Here is an 18,937-nt window from a genome sequence, read left to right on the forward strand (position 1 = left end):
CGTAGCGAGCCGCGCGATCGTAGCGAGCCGCGCGATCGTAGCGAGCCGCGCGATCGTAGCGAGCCGCGCGATCGTAGCGAGCCGCGCGATCGACTGGCGTTTCAAGGACCCAACCCGTACCGACACATGATCACGAGCGCCACGAGCGCGATCCGTCCCGTATCGCAGAGGAACCCGCACTGAAACATGACCGCGAACGCAGCAAGCAACGCGATCGCCTCCGCGTCGCAAAAGGAACGGTGGGTGACACGGGTTCGTGCCCTAGTCGCTACGCGCCGATGTCTTTCTCGGTGCTGTCCGTGGCGAAACCTTATTGAATAGATCCGGCTGACTGTCTGAACTCAAGCCAGCGAGCACCGAGCTGGTCCCAGATCTGTTGATAATCCCCGAACAGAGCCTTGATCCTCTCCGCGTCTAGCTGATCGACTGGAGTTGATGCAATGTAGAATGTGACCTCGTCCCGTAGCCGATAGAACCGGTATTGCGTTTCCTCCATCAAAATCCATCTGGATCTCCATGCGAAGAATGCTTCGAGGGTGTTCACCACCGTGACTACAGCCACCAGGGCGAACCCGAGTGCTGCCCAGAGCTGGAGGTCTTGTAGTCCCAATATGATCGTCGAACTGACCAGCAAGGCCATCGACAGCAGACGAATTAATGCGGAGCTTCGCCGGAATCGCACTTTGCGGGACCGGGCGTAGTCGTTGCCTCGCTCGATCCTTGCCACCAGGTCTTGCGCCAGATCGAGGGGTGCAAGACCAGGCGACGGCCTAGCCGATTGGATCGGAGGCTCCTGATCTCTCATTCAGCCGATAATAGTGGGTCGTATCAATGCTCTTGGCGGTAGGTGCTGACTGGACCCTATGGGGCTCGTAAATCCGATTCGTATGCGGTGACGTGGTTTTGTGCGCCGTCCTGGGGGCATAGGTGACGACGATCCAGAGCATGTCGGCCCCATTGGTGTACACGGTCTTACGCCAAATTCTGCAGATGCTCGCTCAGCTTGCCCGCGACGGCGGTGCCAAGGACGTCGAGCTGCTGGTGTTGCGCCATCAGGTGGCGGTCCTGCGCCGGCAGGTACACCGCCCCGACCTGAAACCAGCCGACCGGGTGATGCTGGCAGCGCTATCACGCCTACTGCCCCCGACCACAGTGGCCGGCGTTCGTCGTCACCCCAGCCACACTGCTTCGCTGGCACCGGCAGCTGATCGCCTGGCACTGGACCTATCCGCATGCCCGACCCGGCCGACCCCGCGGTCGACCGTCAGCTGCGCGAGCTGGTGCTGCGACTGGCGGTCGAAAATCCGACGTGGGCATCGCCGGGTGCAAGGTGAGTTGACTGGTCTGGGGTACCGGATCGCGGCGAGCACGGTCTGGAAGATCCTGCACCAAGCTGGCATCGACCCGGCGCCCCGCCGCAGCGGACGGCCCCTGCAAGGTGTTCGTACGCGACCGCGTCAGCGAGGCCAGCGGCGGAACGGTCGTCCCATACGGTTACCAGCAGGGCTTCGCTAACGCCGGCGGAGTCGAGGTTTCTGCATCGCAAGCGGTCCGGGGAGATGTCATCCAGGTGACACCAGCCGGTAGTACCGATGCGACTGCGGAGTCGATGTACAACCCGGCCCACTCAGACTCTAGGCTGCACACCGCGATCATTCGCCAGAATCTCGGTGACGGAAGCTTCGCCGTAATCGACTCCAACTGGAACAACAACCAGCTGGTCTCGCGGCACAACCTGAACCCCTACACCTGGGCTTCTGGCAGCATCATCAAAATCTGGCGACTCGGTACCGCCAGCTCACCGGCCACCGACACCGACGGCGACGCCACTCCTGACCTCCAGGACGTCGCACCATTCACCCCCGGTCCCATAAACAACCGCGGAATCCCTGACTACGCCTCGACTCTGTCTGGTGATTTCACAGGTGACGGGAAAGCCGACATCGCCGCCTTCTACGACTACGGCGGCGCCCAGACCAAGCTCTGGCTGTTCCCCGGTACCGGCAACGGCTTTGCCGGGCCCGTTCAATGGTGGGATTCTGGTGCTGGTGGCTGGGACTGGGCCAACACCAAGCCGGTCGCTGGTGATTTCACCGGCGACGGGAAGACCGATATCGCTGCGTTCTATGGGTACGGTGGCAGCCTGACGAAGCTGTTCTTGTTCACCTCGACTGGTACCGGATTCAGCTGGCCTGCAGCAGTATTCGACTCTGGTCCTGGCGGCTGGGACTGGGCAAACACCAAACCAGTAGCCGGGGATTTCACCGGCGACGGGAAGACCGACGTCGCCGCGTTCTATGGATACGGTGGCAGCCTGACAAAGCTGTTCCTGTTCACCTCAACCGGGACCGGGCTCGCCTGGCCGACGGTCGGATGGAACTCAGGAACCGGCAACTGGGACTTGGCCAAAGGACTCGCAGCCTAAGATCGCCGGAATCATGGCCAAACTTATGAAGCGAGCCAGCTCCCGACCATGCCAGCTCCCAACCAAGTACACCCGCAGACCCTCCCCCCACTCTGGGGGAGGGTCTGGCCGCGCGCCACGGCCAGTTCGCCATCAACCCGCTTGCACTGTCCAAAGTTGATTCGCTTGATCTCGGCCAGGGCGAAGTCGGTATGCCAACGCCGGGTCAGAAACCAGCAGCTCCGGCGCCGCCAGCCAGCGAGACATGAGCTGACCTGGGATTCGTCGGGTCCGGCTCCGAAGTTTTGCGGATCAGGCCAGCCCTCGCCGAAAGATGTCAGCCATGAGCATCCTTCGATTCGGCGGGCCTAGCCGCCTGCATCGCCTGTTGCATTTCGGCGTGGCCCGGGCTAGCTCCTTGATCATCGGCCAAAATGTGTGCAGGTTATGCGAAGTTCAGCGCGTGGTTGAGGACCACAACCATTCAGCAACTCTGCCCGCGAATTCGTCGGTACGGAAGATCGGAATGCCTGCAGCGCGGGCGTCGCGGCAAGCCCTGCTTTCCGAATGTAGGTATCGGGTTACTACAGCGGTCGTCTGGCCAGAGACGGCGCGGGTTGTTGTGAGGCCAGTGAGTGAGCAGAATCGATCTAGGAAGTCTGCTCCAACAGCCCCGCGGACGTTGTTCACGACTTCACCGCCTAGGGGGAGTTCGATTGGTTGGAGAACGGTGACGCCGTGCTCCGATCTCAATCTTGAGAGTCCCTCTGCGATAGTCCTCCACGCCTCGCCCGGGCCATGCTTTGCAAGGTGAATGGCGATGAGATGGGACCGGTTGATTCGCCATGTGGGGCCCCAGTCAGTTAAACCCCCCGAATCTCTTGCTCCCCAAGGATTGTCGAACGGCGACACGTCCGGGCCGTACGGCATCGGCACAATTCCGGCATGGACGACTGGAACACAGAAATAGCTATAGCCATGGGCCCGCTTACGAACGAATGTGTCAATGCCGCCAGTAGATGCCTCGGGTGGCAGGCATCCAACGTGACCCGTCCTTGTCACTACGCCAACTGGTTTCTCCAGGTACTCGTCTGGCGCGCCGGAATACAGGATCCCGATGTACCACGGCCGGCCGTCTTCGGTAACTCCATCCGGTTCTGATTGCATCAGCTTGTGCGCGCGGCCGGCGTTGTGGTGTGCTCCCCAAAGGCAACCCTTGGTCGATCGCTCGCACAAGAACCAGGGAAGCGTGAAATAGTCGCCCTGTGGCTGGCCGGTAGTAATAGCCACCTTCGCCAAGTCCCAAGAGATGTTGGGCGGGCGCTTTCGCTCGTACAAGTCCCACGGGTCCCTCAATGATTCCTTAGCCACCCTCCACGAACATCATTATCTTACCCAGGGCTACCGAAGATCCCGGAGATCCAAAGAACGCTTACCGCCATTGTTGCCGCCGTCAACGGAAAAACCCATCCCCCGCACGACGTACCAGCCAGTGCAGTCCATCGCCTGAATTGCAGCGCCAGAAGCAAGCGGCTATGCAACGGCGACACGACAGCCGATTCCGACACCGCGCCGGCCAAGACGCGACCAACATGCTACAAAAAGACGGGCCAGTTTCACCATCGACGTTTCCAGAGTCGCCGGTTTGCAAATTGAGGTGCATGACGCCGATGACAAACGCATACCGCGGCGCCATAAGGTAAATGGCCCTATGTAACTTCCAAACTGATTGCGCGGGTTCGATTCCCGTCGCCCGCTCCAACAGTTTCAGCAGCTCACAGGCTGTTTTGGTGGATCAGAAAATCGATGGTCATTTGCTCTATCGGCCATTTTGGTAAGAGGTCTAGGTTGCTATGCCCCAAGGTCAACTAGTAGTGGCTGGGCTGTAGCGCCTACTGACGGAATTTCTGGCCAGACTGTGGCGATGGCTGGATCCCGGTTGGACCAAGATCCGGGTCCCAGTCACTGGCACCGGCAGCAGATGGCACGGCATTGGACTTTGCGCATGCGCGGGCCGGTCGGCCATCGGCCGACCGCCAGCTGCGTGATCGGTGCTGGGTCTGGCCGCGGAGAACCCAACCTGGTACACCGACGGGGCCGGCATGCCCTGCATCGTCACGCGCTACGTCCTTAGCACCGCGCACAAAACCGCACATCACCGCAACGAATCGGATTTACGAGCCCCACAAGCTTGGCAGCGGCTGGTATCGGCGCTGCCACGAGCAGCCGCGTCTCCGGCTTATGCAGCCCGCTCACCTTGGACACGAACACAAAGTGCAGAAACCCTGGGAACTAGTTACGCCGCAGCGCCCGAAGATTCTGGACCGGTGCACCTGACGCACGCGATCGGCTGGTCCGCGCCATCGACGAATGGATCAGCGCCAGGTACGACCAGCGCCAGGACCCTTGTGCCTCGGCCCAACACAGCACGAAACAGGCGGACAACGCTGTCCGCTAGACAGGCCGACATCACCATTCCTGTCCGGAGCCCGCACATGCGGCACGTGCCGTGACCGGGTCGCTCCTCGAATGCGTGGGAGGGCATCCACCGGGCCACTGCGTAGGAACCCAGCGCCGAGCGAAGGTCGAGCCTTCGGCTGGACAGGCTTGCCAGGAAAGCCTGACCAACCTCTTCGGCGGACACCACCGAGGCGGCATGACGAACTCGTTCCACGAGGTCGTCATGGCTAACGGTCCAGGACTCGGCGAACATCAAGCCGGCGGCAATGGCGCGCTCCACGGCCGTTGTCCGGGGCAACGTACTTCGGTCTACCCAGCCTTGCGGCCCCCAGTAGGTCTGCATTAGACCGCGCAGCAACTGCGGCGACGGATCGTATGATCCGGGCGGCAATTGAAGCGGGTTCCCGGGGTAGCCGGTCGGCTCCGACGACATGACCGAATCTTGGCACACCACCGCCGAGTCCCGACGCAGACGACACCTTGTGGGCTCGTAAAATCGGGTCTTGAAAGGTGTGGTGTGCCCGGCGAGCCGCCTCACCGTGGCCGTGTCGTCCGATCCCGAACGGATCCGGGCCCCGACAAGGGGCTGTCCCTGTCTTGCAATACAATTGGGCCCGCGGGAACACGTCGATGGGCCTAATTTGTGAAGAGGTCGAGGTCGCGAAATCTTCAAGATCGACCGCCGGAGGCCCCACGTTGCCGCGGAGTCAAGCGCTGGCCGAGAGCTTGGCCCGCAACTCGGCGGCGTCGGGGTGGTCGAGCTGCTCGAGAATGGACAGCGCGCTTTGCCATGCCTTGCGGGCGGCTTTCAGATCTCCTGCGGCCTCATGCGTGTCGCCTTGGTGGGAAAGCGTGTTCGCCTCCTGATAGTTGTCGCCCAAATCTCTAAATATGTGCAGGCCACGGTCGTAACACTCGATTGCCTGGGTCGTGTTTCCAAGCTGGTGATGCGCGTAGCCGATGCTGTCCCACGTCTCGGCCTGTCCTAGGCGGTTGCCAAGTTCTTCATGCAAGTCAAGGCTTTGACGGCAAAAGGTCAGCGCCGATGCGTATTCACCGAGCATTGCGTGTAGCCAGCCGACGGTGTTGTACGCGATGGCAAGTCCCTCCTTGCGGCCAAGCTTGTTGAAGAGGCTGAGCGCCTGTTCTGCATGGGCCAGCGCGTCGCCGTATCGGCCTTGGCGCTCGTTCAGGAAGGCAAGACTGTCATGGGTTTTTGCCGTGGCGACATCGTCGGCGGAGCGGGTCGAAAGGGCAAGGCACTGGATGAGTTGATCGTGTGCTAGTTCGAAGTGGCCTAATTGCGCCAACGCGTTGGCGTAGAGGCGGTGGGTGAGAATTTGCAGGGCCGGGTCGCCTAGCCTGTCGGCAGCTTTCGCGGCCAACTCTTGAGAAATGGCGTAGTCGTGCCGATCGCCCCTTTGCTCAAGATATGTGGCAAGTGTCCAAGCGAGCTGCGCCGTCACGGTGTCTCGATCGTGTGAGGCGGCATGATTAAGAACGGTCATGAGGACTTTGTGCTCCCTGGAGAACCAGGCCATGGCGTCGTCGTAGCCGGGGAGGACCTCCGGTACTGCTGCTGGGTGCACTGTCGTAAGGCAAATCGGATCGCGAGCGGGATAGAGCAGCATGGCCGCGTCGAACGCGGTGTGGAGGTAGTGATCGAGCATGCGGTTGGTTGCAGACGCTCGCTCCAGTTCGTCATCGACGCATTGTGTTTGTTCTCCGGCATAGGCCCGTAGTAAATCGTGGAAGCTGTACCGGCCGGAAGTTGGTTCGGCGACGAGATTTGCTTGTATCAGCTGCTGCATCTGCGCACTGACTTCGACCGCCGGTCGGGCGGCGAGGCTCGCGGCGCACGGGAGGGAGATTTCAGGTCCAGGATGCAGGCTCAGCAAGCGGAACAGACGCGCGGCCTCGGGCGGCAATGCCCGATATGACCATGAGAAGACGGCGCGAACGTTGATGTGTGGATCATCAGTGGCGAGCAGATCCAGGCGGGCCCCCGCATTTTGGAGCTCGGTTGCCAGCGATCCGAGGGATCTGTGGGGTTCGGTACCGGCTCGCGCCGCAGCTATCGCCAAGGCGAGCGGCAGTCGGGCGCAGCACGTGATGATCTGCTCGACGGCCTGGGCTTCAGCGTTGATTCGTTCGCGTCCGAGCCGATAGGCAAGCAGGTCACGCGCGTCCTCGACGGTGAGCAGGTCAAGGGGAAAGGAACGCGCGCCGTCTGCGGCGATCAGCCCGGTGAGATGGTTTCGGCTCGTCACCACGACAACGCACGTTCGCGCGCCGGGCAGCAGCGGGCGAACCTGCGCGCTGTCGCGAGCGTTATCCAACACCAACAGCATCTGACGATCGGCCATTTCACTGCGATACAGCGCCGCCTGGGCCTCGGGATGGACCGGAATCCGCCCTGCGGGCACGCCGAGGGCGTGCAGGAATTGGCGCAACACATCCTCTGGGTTCATCGCTTGCAGGGCCGGGTCGAACCCTCGCAAGTTGATATACAGCTGACCGTCCGGGAAACGCTCGGCTATGCAGTGGGCCCAGTGGACAGCAAGGGCCGTCTTGCCTATGCCCGCTGTACCTGACAATGCGGAGATGACGGCTGTGACAGGGCTTTGACCGACCTCGGTGATCACGCAGTCGAGTTCGCGCAACTCGCCGTGCCGCCCAGCAAACGCGTGCACGTCTCGGGGGAGCTGACGTGGTACGAGTCGTTTGGCAGCCCCGGAAACGCTAGCGTCACGGTCGTTGAGGATGTCGTGATGCACCCGTTGCAGGTTAGGACCTGGTTCTATGGCGAGCTCGTCGATCAGACGGCGACGCATGTCGGCGAAGCAGGCCAACGCATCTGCTCGCCTGCCGTTGCGGTACAAAGCGATCATCAGTAATACACAAAGCGATTCACGATAAGGGTTTTGTGCGCTCAACGCCTTCAACTCGGCGATCACGGCAGCGTGGTGACCGAGGCCAAGCACGACTTCCGCGCGTTCCTCCAGGGCTGCTAATCGAAGTTCCTGCAGCCGCACCCGCTCCACTTCTGCCAATGGGCCGGAGAGATCGGCCAAGATCGGACCGTGCCATAGGCTCAATGCAGCGTCGAATGCGTCTACGGCTGCGGGCAGGTCCCCGGCCGCCCGGAACTTCTGCGCCACGCCGATGCGTTGTGTGAAAACGCTCAGGTCGAGTTGGTCCGGTTCGATTCGCAGGGTGTATCCGTAGACGCTGCTGACCAACACTTTGCCGGCACCACGACGCGCACGCCCCGGTTCAAGGACACGACGCAGATGCATGACGTATGTCTGTACAAGACTGTGCGCTCCACCTGTAGCCGCGTCGCCCCACACCGCCTCCACGATTTCTGCCTGGCTGACGACCTTTTTGGCGCGCAGCAGCAGCGCCAAAAGCACCGCTCTGGGTTTTGAGCCGCCGAGATCCAGCTCCTCATCGCCTCGCCATGCTCGAACCCCTCCTAGCAGTTCGAACCAAATCCTCTCGACCTGTTCCACGCATCCTCCGAGGTGGACGGCAGCCCAAACCCAACACTTCGAGCGCCAATGAAGTGTATCGGAGTCGGGCTACCAACCCGCATGATCAAATACCCAAAGTCGATGTATATGCCCCATTTAGAACGGGCCATACGGCTGCTCAACTCAGAGCGGAAATCAAGGCGCATCAGGCCGCCTCGGACTTTGAGATCGACATCGCGGCAAAGGGCGTCGAACCTGGTCCAGTGGAGTCGAGGCGGTGCACCCGCCTTCACCTGACCGCGCCAATTGGACCATCGGCAGCTCCGCCACATGAGACGCGAAATCTCTTTGCATTCGACGACTTCCAGAGGACTTCCAGAGCGACGTACGCAAGATGGGCCGGTCAACTCCTCTACCCTTTGGAGGTCTCCTATGCGTATCAAGCGTTTTGCGGGGACGATGCTGATGATGGCGGCTACCGCTGTTATCGCGGCATCCCCTGCGTCGGCCGCGCCGGCGGATGGAACATGGTCGTGCACCATTCCGGCCGGATATACCTATGACGACTCTCGGACATCGGGCATATGCCCGGCAAATCCCAACGGGCGTAACTACTTCCGTCTTCGGGTGCCCGTGGACAACCTCTGGGCGTGTTTGGTCCCCTCCGGCTTCACCTACGGATACTCCGAGACCTCGGCGAGCTGCCCGCCTTCCGCGGACGGCAAGAACCGAATGCTGCTGCGCGTTCCCGTGGACCGGCTGTGGGCATGCCTGGTTCCTGACGGATTCACCTACGACAGTTCGGAAACATCGGCCAGCTGCCCGGCTAAGGTGGGTGGCCGAAACCGAGTCCATCTGCGAGTCCCGGCCGACCATCTAGGCGCCTGTCTCGTCCCGACGGGGTTCACCTTCGACAGTTCGGAAAACTCCGGCAGCTGCCCGCCGGCGCTCAACGGGCGTAACTTCGCCTACTTACGGATGCCCGTCGACGGTCTGTGGGCCTGTGCTGTACCTGCCGGATTCACCTTCGACAGCAGTAGCAATTCCGGCTCGTGCCCACCGGCCGCTGACGGCAGAAACTATTTCCGGCTGCGCGGCAAGCCCGGCCCTCCCACCGATCTCCAAGCAACGGCCGGCAACGGCAGCGCGAGCCTGACCTGGCGACGGCCAGCCTCAGCGCCAAGCGGCTCCATCACCAGCTATACGATCACCGCCAGCCCCGGTGGAGCGACCACTACCGCGCCAGGCACCACGACCAGCGCGACAATCAACAATCTGACCAACGGCACTACCTACACCTTCACTATGACCGCGACCAACAGCTACGGCACCAGCATGCCTTCAGCGCCCTCGAACAGCGTCACCCCGATCGCGCCCACACCACCCGGAGCACCGAGTAACGTCACCGCGGTGGCCGGCTACGCCGCGGCGACCGTCTCATGGTCCACGCCGCCAAGCAACGGCAGCCCCATCACCGGCTACACGGTCACCTCATCGCCCGGCGGGATCACCACGTCCACGGCCGCGTCGACCGCCACCATTGGCGGACTGACCTCGGGCACCACGTATACGTTCACCGTGACCGCCACCAATGCCGCAGGCATAGGGCCTGTCTCGGCACCTTCAAATCCCGTTATCCCGCTGCGCCCGGCTGGATTCGACGCCGACAACGCCTTCGGCACGTACGCAGCAGGCATCACCTGGACGAAGGGCGGCAATCACTGGGCAGACGTCAACGGCGACGGCCAATCCGACTTTGTCTACCTTGAGAGCGGGACAGCCAACTGGCACGTTGCGCTCAGCACCGGCTCATCGCTCGGCCCGGACACGGTCTGGGGAACCAGCAACTCACCGATCAAATGGGACACCGGAGACGGCCCCCGCACAGCCGACGTCAACAACGACGGCCGCCAGGACATCATCTACTACGAAGCAGGCACCGGCGCCACCTGGCATGTACTGCTCAGCACCACAACCGGATTCGCCACCGACACGATATGGGCCACCACCACAGACGGCATCTCCAGCTACGGCGGCCAGCACCAATTCTTCCTCGTCGACGCCGACGGCGACCACCGAACCGACATCGTCTACCTCAAAGACGGAACGCTGACCTGGCGGGCAGCCCTATCCTCCGCAGGAACCCCCACCACCCTCGGCCCAGACCAGACATACGGCACCCAAACCTTCGCCACCACCGCCACCGGCGGCTACCACGCCCACTACTGGACAGACCTCAACAACGACAACCGAACCGACCTCACCTACCTCAAGGCAGGTACATCTACCATCCAAGCCGGGCTTTCCCGATGACTTTGGTTGGTGAGGCGTCCGAAGACGCCTCACCAACCAAAGCTACGACTCAATGCAGGACAATTGGATCAGCGACCGCGGATAGCGCGACAGATTTTGCGGAGCGATGTGTAACAGGGCGCGGATCGCGCTCGCCGATAAGGCCCCTCGATCTCTTCTGGGCTTGTTTTGAGAGAGCGATGTGGCGGAGCGGACCGGTTATTGTCTCGAAGCTCTAGCGCGAGGCGTAACAGCATCTATCGCAGCAGCGTGACATTGATTCGCATCACATCTGCGGACGTGGGCGGTGTCGTGACAATTTCAATCATGGCCCATCTAGAGTCGTGCGTGCGTACACAAAGGCGAGAGCCAATGCTGAGCGCCGATATTGGGACATTGCCGACTTTCGTTAGGTCCGTCAAACTCAGACAAGTCTTCGGATCGGCGTTGGCGATGGGGTAGTGCATCTCGTTGTAATTCCCGCTGCCGCTCGGCTTTTGAACGCCGCTTAGCCGCGGGTTGGAGACCTCGCGATAAAGGTCACGGCATTCGGGATTCAAGTTCTGCCCGCCGGCGCACGCCCCTGTTTTACTCGGGTCCAGCACGTCTAGGTCATAACCCCAGCCCGGCCGTAGATCCAGTGTGAACTGGCTCGCGATGTCCGACAAGGCTGTCGTCCCGTCGCGATAGGCACTGAGCGGCGATTCCTTGCCGCTACTGTCTACCGCGGCTATGGCATACCGATAGGTAGTCTCGGGCATCAACCCGGTGTCTTGCATTGAGCGGGCATCCGATGTCAGCGTCTTGTGAAGCTGGTTGTTGCGATAGATGTTGTATCGAGCGATTGGACTACCGCCAGCCTTCGCGGCCATCCAGGACATGGTGATGGTCGTCTGGGTGCTGGTGGTAATGGTGAAACCGGTGGGGGTTTGGGGTCCGGCTCCATTGCCAGGGTTTCCGCCACCCCCTGATGGCGGAGGTATGCTGATCATCGAAGGCATGCGGACGGTTGCCGGGTTGCTGTCGCCCGACTGTTCCGATCGGCTCGCGTCATTGGCGCGGACGGTGTAGCTGTAGAAGCTATCCGGTGTCGTGGCGGCATCTACAAAGATAGTGCCTTCTGCGTTGCCTACCGAAATGCCATCGCGCAGGATCGTGTAGAAATTGGCCGCTGGCCCGTCCCCGGCAATCCAGGAAAGGCGCACCGAGTTCGGGCCGAGCACAGCTGCCATGAGTTCTCTGGGCGGCATCAAGGTCGTCGAGCGTTTAGGAACGGCAACAGTGACAAGCGCCTTAGCCGACATTCGACCACTCGCGTCGATGGCGACCGCATAATATTCGTACCGGGACCCAGCAATTACGTCGTCATCCACACAGGTATTCGTTTTGCGCGGAGGACAGACCGGATCATCACTACCGCTGCCGTTGATTCGATAGACCGCAAATTCCCTTGTCGCGAGCTCCTTGCTTGACACAGCCCACGTAATCTTGACCTGGTCATGCGTAGGCTCTGCCACTAGGTCCTTTGGCGCTGAGGGCGTTGGGTCGGGGGTGAAGATGTAAGCACTCACAACCCCGATGACAGCGATCCCTGCCAGAATCCTCGTGACCGTCGGGTGAATGTTCTTCGCGAACTGATAGGCGACGATACATGCACCGAGGAAGGCGACAGCGTTGCGGATGTTTGGCTCGATGTCCAGCTTGCTCTCTTGCACAAAGAAGACGGCCATGGCCGCGAGGATCCCCACTGCAATGACCACGTCTTTGAGCGCTGGTCTGCGTGGCGCACCCCCCGGATGCATGGCAGGCAGACTTCCGTCACCTTCGGGATTGGACATGCGCGAGAATCTATCAACGGACATCTGGCGTTCTAGTCGCCAAACCGGATAGACGACTAGGTAGATCGTACATTTCTAGTTGGCGCTAACAGTGAGTCCGACCACGATCAGCCAGTAGGCGATGAACATCCGATGGCGGCCCGGCTTGCCCGACCTACCCGTATCGTCGATATTGATTCATTTCCCTCACGATAGGCTGCGACCCGTGTCCAGGTCCGTGTGCCTCGCTGGTCTCCTCACGGTCACCCTGCTCGTGGCGGGCTGCGGCAACGCAAAGCCACCGCCGCAGATCAATCTGCCCAGCTTCCTGCCGCTGCCGGTCGTCGATCCATGCCGCCCACGTTCACCGGTTGCGTGCGACTAATGCGTCGCTTCAGCGACGATGAAGAATTCGTCGCGACGGCCCTGACAACCTCACGCTACCGTGGCGCCAACGGTTGAAGTCCACGCCTCCATAGCGCTTGGGTAAAGGACGACCGACGGGATCGCGCGGTGCGAGGCGTTGGATGGCAATGCTCGGCAGCATAGCTATAGACAGCTTGCACTGGTGTCTTGGGCAAGGGAGGTCTTTGGGACAATGTTGGAAGAGCTGCGTCGACTCCACGAGGCGGTCGGAGGACCATCCCTGCGCTTTCTCACTGAGCATGCCAAGCGTGAGGGCCGTCGAGTTTCAAGGTCGGCGTTCGGGGACCTGCTCAGCGGAAAAGGAAAGCCGCGGCTGCAGACTGTGGAGGCATTCGTCTCCGGGTGCGCTGCCTATGCGCGAACCCGCATGCCCCCGATCCGCGTGGCCGCGAGCGATGTCGACATGTCGATATGGCGTGATCGTTACGCCACCACGTACTCGGCACCGCCACTCGTTCGGAGTGTCCGAGAAGTGCAAACACCTGTGCTCAGGCAGCTGCCCCGACGAGTGGGTCTTCTAGCTGGTCGACAGACGCAGCTGAGCGAGTTGGACGATTTGCTGGCTGAATCCTCCACTGGCAAGGGTGATACTCCTGCGCTTGCCGCCATCACCGGCACCGCTGGGGTTGGGAAGAGCACATTGGCAGTCTGGTGGGCGCATCAGGTCAGCACAAAGTTTCCCGACGGGCAGCTATATATCAACCTGCGTGGGTTCGCCGCCGGGACCGCGCTGGCGGTCGAGGATGCCCTGCGCCAGTTCCTTGAGGCATTCGAGGTTCCGCCCGACCATCTTCCCGTGAGCGTGGAAGCACAGGCAGCGCTATTCCGCACTCTGATGGCCGAACGGAAGGTACTCGTGTTGCTGGACAATGCACGCGACGCCGAGCAGGTGCGTCCACTGCTTCCCGGCTCGACAGGCTGTTTCACGTTGGTGACCAGCCGAAACGATGTTGCCGGCCTGGTCGCGCGGGAGGGGGCACGCCCGGTTACCTTGAATCTGCTAACGGCAGGCGAAGCGCAGCAGTTGCTGATCCAACGCCTTGGTGCCGAGCGAGTGGCCGCCGAACCCGATGCTGCACAAAGCATCATCGCCGGGTGCGCACGGCTGCCGCTGGCCTTGGCAGTCGTGGCAGCTCGCGCGGCGACCCAACCGCAATCTTCGCTCTCCCTGCTTGCCAGGCAACTTCGGCACGTCGACGCACAGCTCAATATGCTCACGGCCGGCGACGCCGTCAGTGATGTGCGCGCCGCGCTGTCCTGGTCCTATCAAGCCTTGGGGGCGGACGCTGCGCGACTCTTCCGGCTGATGGGCACGCATCCAGGCCCCGATATTGCCACTGCGGCGGTGGCCAGTCTTGCCGGTGTTCCAATCGCGCACGCAATGTCGCTGCTTAGCCAACTGGCTCAGGCGAATTTGTTAACCGAGGAGGCGTCGGGCCGCTATTACTTGCATGACTTGCTGCGAGCCTACGCCGTTGATCTGACCCAGGAGCTAGACAGCACGGATGATTGCCGGCGAGCACACCATCGAATCCTCGACCATTACCTGCACACGGCTCACATGGCAGCGCGATTGCTGGAGCCCCACCGCGAAAACATCATCCTGGCGCAGCCGCAACCAGGCGTGATCCCTGAGGATCTCTACGACTACGAACACGCGATGGCCTGGTTTTCGGCCGAACGATCAGTCATGCTGGCCAGCATTGAGCTAGCGGCAAGCAACGGGTTCGATCTACACACCGCGCAGCTGGCCTGGACCCTCACGACCTTCTTCTACCTTCGCGGGTATTGGCAGGACTGGGCAGCTGTCCAGCACACCACGCTTCGCACGGCGCAGCGCTCGCGGGACCAGACAGGACAGGCCCGCGCGCACCGACATGTGGCAAGCGCCTACATCAGACTTGCTCGCTACGACGACGCTATCGGACACCTTCGCCGCGCGCTGGCCCTGCTGGCCGAACTCGACGATTCTGACAACGCGGCCGGTATCCACTACAGCATCGCCTGGGCGCTGGATCTGTCGGAGCAGCATCATGAGGCGCTGCAGCACGCCCGGCGGGCTATGGCCATGTACCAAGCCGCCGGCCAGCGAATTGGACACGCCGACTCCCTAAACCTGATCGGTTGGTGTCACGCTAAGCTCGGCCACTACCGGCAAGCTGTCACCTACTGTCGGAAGGCCCTCCTCGTCCATCAACAGCTTGGCGATCGCCACGGGGAGGCCGGTACGTGGGATAGCCTCGGCTACGCCCACTCTCGCCTAGGTCAGCACGCCAAGGCAACCGCCGACTATGAGCGTGCCATCACCCTGTACCGGAATCTGGGTGATCTCTACAACGAGGCCGACACCCTCGCCCACGCGGGCGACAACCATCTTGCTGCTGGTGATCACGAGGCGGCTGTCGAGGATTGGCGACGAGCGGTAACTATTCTCGACGAGCTGGGGCATCCAGACGCGTACAAGGTCCGTGCCAAAATGGCCGACCATTGAGGTTCTGCGGGACACGACGGCCCTGGCAGCGAAGCACTATGAGCCGATTGGAACGACCTCCCAGCTCGCGCATGATGAGACGGAGCGGACCGGGCCCGCGTGCCGCGGGCCTTGGCGAGCGGCGACGATACGACGTGGACGCGCAGACTCAGATACCGCCGATGGTCAGGGGTTTCTGCCACTGCGGCGTGCACGAGGGCCTATCAACCCCGTTGCGCCCGCGTCCGCCGCGCCAGCATTCCCGACGACAACCTCATGCTCACGATGTCCGTTTGCCATGCCCGATCGGACATCGAGCGCCAACCACCCATGAACGCAGCAAGCAAAGGCATGAACGCGTTCAGGTTGGTGCTCTGCATGCGCCGTGGCGTGAAGGGCCAGGTGCGCACCGATCAGCGCTGTCACATGATGGCGGTGTTCGAGCTCTTGCAAGGCCGTGAGCCAGCCAGCCGAGCCTGCCCAGCAGCAGACCAACGCGACCAGCAACATGCCTGTTGACCAATCCCATGCTGAGGTCACGAGGTTAGTCAGGACGCCGACGCCGACCGCCAGCGTCGTGGTCATCCCAGCCGCGAGTACGCGCCAGACCTGCCCGCGCTTCATCTGCACCCTTCAGATCACTGTCTGCCATCCGGCAATGCGCTGGTGCAGCCTGCGGAAACGACTCCACGTGGTTGAACTGGATGCGACCCATGCTTGCCCGATCCAGGCTTGCCCTCAGTGCGTCCAGCTTTGGCCAGTTCAGAAACTGGATACCGGCTGTTGAGCGCTGAACTATTACGATGAGGTCCGCCGAGGAAACGGAGCGCGCGCTTGATCGACGAACTGCTTCAACTCCATCAGCAGGCGGGCCGGCCAACCCTCGACCGCTTGAAGGAACACGCTGACCGCGAAGGACACGACGTCTCGAGATCGGCGTTCGGGAACCTGCTCAGCGGCAAGGGTAGGCCACGTTGGGAGACCGTCGAGGCGTTCGTCACTGCCTGTGCAAGCTATGCCCGTTCACAGCGTCCCCCGATCCATCTGGGACCAGAGGTACTCGATCTGGCCCTGTGGCACGAGCGTCACACCGCTGCGCATCCCGCTAGCACACAGCTGGCCGCCGTGCGAGGCAACGTGACTCCGCGACAGCTGCCTGCCCCGCCACCACATTTCACGGGTCGCGCTGACGAGCTCAGCGCGCTCGACGCGCTGCTGAAGGCGTCCGGCCCGCACACGGCACCAGTCTGTGCCATCAGCGGATCAGCAGGCGTCGGCAAGACGTCGCTTGCTCTTCGGTGGGCCCATCTGATGTCAGCCGCGTTTCCGGACGGCCAGCTGTATGTAAATATGCGCGGATTCGACCCGAGCGGGTCGGTGATGGCCTCCTCCGACGCAGTGCGCGGGTTTTTGACTGCCCTCGATGTTCCTCCGCAACGGATGCCAGCCAGCACGGATGCACAAGCCAGCCTGTACCGAAGTCTGTTGTCTGGCAAGCGGATGCTGGTGGTGCTGGACAACGCCCGCGACGCCGAGCATGTACGAGCACTGCTGCCGGGAGCTCCGGGCTGTTTCGTAGTCGTGACCAGCCGGCGCGAACTTACCAGCCTGGTGGCGGTGGAAGGCGCTCACGCGATCACTCTGGATGTCCTAAGTCACGACGAGGCAGCGCAGCTTTTGGGTGACCGCCTGGGGTCCAGTCGGATCGAGGCCGAGCCCGAAGCGGTCAACGAGATCATCGGAAGGTGTGCACGGTTGCCGCTGGCGCTGGCAATCGTAGCCGCACGCGCCGCCATGCACTCACGCTTTCCAATATCTGTCTTTGTCAAGCAGCTGCTGGACATGCAAAGCCGGTTGAATGCGTTGGCGGCAGGAGACGCGTTCACCGACATCCGAGCAGTCTTTTCCTGGTCCTATCGAACCATTGAATCCGTTGACGCACAGCGGCTGTTTCGCCTGTTGGGCCTGCATCCAGGCCCTGATGTCGCGCTCCCGGCAGCCGCGAGCCTGCTCGGAGTTCCGGTGGTGCACGTAGTGCCACTGCTCGCCGAGCTGACACAGGCACACTTGCTCGCCGAACCAACCCCAGGCCGGTATACGTTCCATGACTTGCTGCGCGCCTATGCTTCCGAACTCGCCGGGATCCACGACACCCCAGCCGAGCAACGTGCGGCAATCCATCGGATGCTTGACCACTATCTGCACGCGGCCCATGATGGCGATCTTCTGCTGCGGCCGCACCAGGACACCCGCATCACACTGGATTCCCCTCAATCGGGCGTAGCGCCAGAGAACCTCGGCAGCAGCGCAGATGCGATGGCGTGGTTTGCCGCCGAGGATTCCGTGCTTTTGGCCACGGTTGACCGGGCCGCCAATGAGGGATTCCATGTTCACGGCTGGCAACTCGCTTCGTTCCTGTCGAACTTCTTGCACCGCCGAGGAAACTGGCACCAATGGGCCGAATCCCATCGCACCGGATTGGACTGTGCAGCTCGGTTGAACGACGTAAGCGGCCAGGCCATCATGCATCGCGGCCTCGGCTACGCCTACGCGGAGCTGGGCCGGCTCGATGATGCGCACCGCCAGCTTGAGCAGGCGCTAACGCACTTCGCCGCCGCACTGGACCAGGCCGGCCAAGCTCACACTCACCATGGCCTCGGGGGCATTTGCGAGCGCCGAGGACAGTACCGGCAGGCGTTGAATCATGCCAGGCACGCCCACGATCTGCATCAATCCACCGGCTCCCAAGCCGGGCAGGCCGACGCCCTCAATGCCATCGGCTGGTGTCACGCCATGCTCGGCGAACACGAGCATGCCCTCACCTCATGTGAGCAGGCGCGCATCCTGAACCACGAGATCGGCAACCACGACGGTGAGGCCGTGGCTTGGGACAGCCTCGGCTACACCCATCACCAGCTCGGTCAGCACGCCCAAGCGATCGCGTGCTATGACCGCGCATTGCAATTGTTCCAACAGCTCGAGGACCGCTACTACGAGGCCACCGTGTTGACCCACCTGGGCGACAGTAAACATGCCATTGACGATCGGGCAGGTGCAGTCGACGCATGGCAACAGGCACGGACGATACTCGAAGAGCTCTCCCACGCCGATGCCGAACAGGTCCGCCTGAAGCTGCAGAACGTCGACAAACTCGCGGAAACGATCGCTGCGCCGACGGCAGACCAATCCCTCTAGTCCATGCCGAATCGCCATGGCCCCCCGCACGAGATCGAGTCCGGTGACATTTACAGCGCCGCGCAACCACAAGCGCTGAACTACCTTGCATACCGTTGTCGCAGCAGGTCAAGGGCGCTGCGCGGATGACGCGGCCCACGCGACGATCTCCACAGCTCCACGCTGCTTTGGCCCAGGATGACCTCGGTCCACAGACGCCGGCCACGCTCGCGGCTGCAGACAGGTTGGCGTGCCGTTCAGTTTTCCAGTTTGGACGAAACTGGACGGCCTATAGATCAGGCTCATGATCTGTCCCACTGGACGATTCCAGCCTGAGGAGCTACCCGTGAACGTACGCAAACCCGCCATATTTTCCGCTGGGCCGGCAATCGCCTGCTTCGCCACAATCAAGCCAGTA

At 62.0% G+C, this 18,937-nt stretch carries 7 protein-coding genes; 4 read left to right on the plus strand and 3 right to left on the minus strand.

The genetic code is table 11. The features are described from left to right. Nucleotides 1-310: 310 nt before the first annotated feature. Nucleotides 311-805, minus strand: coding sequence for an SLATT domain-containing protein (locus tag Rhe02_RS41685; RefSeq protein WP_203914045.1), 495 nt, complete (start codon nt 803-805; stop codon nt 311-313). 633 nt (nt 806-1,438) lie between these two features. Between Rhe02_RS41685 and Rhe02_RS41690 the strand changes: the two genes are divergently transcribed. Further along, on the plus strand, nt 1,439-2,425 hold the full coding sequence (locus Rhe02_RS41690; protein WP_203914046.1) for an FG-GAP repeat domain-containing protein: 987 nt from the start codon (nt 1,439-1,441) through the stop codon (nt 2,423-2,425). Nucleotides 2,426-5,571: 3,146 nt separating this feature from the next. Here the strand turns inward: Rhe02_RS41690 and Rhe02_RS41695 are convergent. Next, complete coding sequence (locus Rhe02_RS41695) at nt 5,572-8,379, minus strand: AfsR/SARP family transcriptional regulator (protein ID WP_203914047.1); 2,808 nt, start codon at nt 8,377-8,379, stop codon at nt 5,572-5,574. 588 nt (nt 8,380-8,967) lie between these two features. Between Rhe02_RS41695 and Rhe02_RS41700 the strand changes: the two genes are divergently transcribed. Next, nucleotides 8,968-10,653: an FG-GAP repeat domain-containing protein gene (locus tag Rhe02_RS41700; RefSeq protein ID WP_203914048.1), complete on the plus strand. Its 1,686-nt coding sequence runs from the start codon at nt 8,968-8,970 to the stop codon at nt 10,651-10,653. A 236-nt stretch (nt 10,654-10,889) separates the two neighbouring features. On the opposite strand, the gene Rhe02_RS41705 is transcribed toward Rhe02_RS41700, so the two are convergent. Next, the gene (locus Rhe02_RS41705) at nt 10,890-12,470 is read right to left on the minus strand and encodes a fibronectin type III domain-containing protein (RefSeq protein ID WP_203914049.1); all 1,581 of its coding nucleotides are present in this window, start codon (nt 12,468-12,470) and stop codon (nt 10,890-10,892) included. A gap of 952 nt (nt 12,471-13,422) precedes the next feature. On the opposite strand from Rhe02_RS41705, the gene Rhe02_RS41710 reads away from it, so the two are divergent. Both Rhe02_RS41710 and Rhe02_RS41715 read left to right on the plus strand, forming a co-directional pair. Then, nucleotides 13,423-15,366 carry a tetratricopeptide repeat protein gene (locus Rhe02_RS41710; RefSeq protein WP_203914050.1) on the plus strand — a complete coding sequence of 648 codons (1,944 nt, stop codon included), beginning with the start codon at nt 13,423-13,425 and terminating at the stop codon, nt 15,364-15,366. An 813-nt stretch (nt 15,367-16,179) separates the two neighbouring features. Next, nucleotides 16,180-18,540, plus strand: coding sequence for an ATP-binding protein (locus Rhe02_RS41715; RefSeq protein ID WP_203914051.1), 2,361 nt, complete (start codon nt 16,180-16,182; stop codon nt 18,538-18,540). The last annotated feature ends 397 nt before the right edge of the window (nt 18,541-18,937 follow it).

This window comes from Rhizocola hellebori (assembly GCF_016862955.1).
Classification (GTDB): domain Bacteria; phylum Actinomycetota; class Actinomycetes; order Mycobacteriales; family Micromonosporaceae; genus Rhizocola; species Rhizocola hellebori.

What these genes read in the sequence shown, in the direction of transcription:
- Rhe02_RS41685 (WP_203914045.1), bottom strand. Translation starts at nt 805, where the DNA reads ATGAGAGATCAGGAGCCTCCGATCCAATCGGCTAGGCCGTCGCCTGGT.
- Rhe02_RS41705 (WP_203914049.1), bottom strand. Translation starts at nt 12,470, where the DNA reads ATGTCCAATCCCGAAGGTGACGGAAGTCTGCCTGCCATGCATCCGGGG.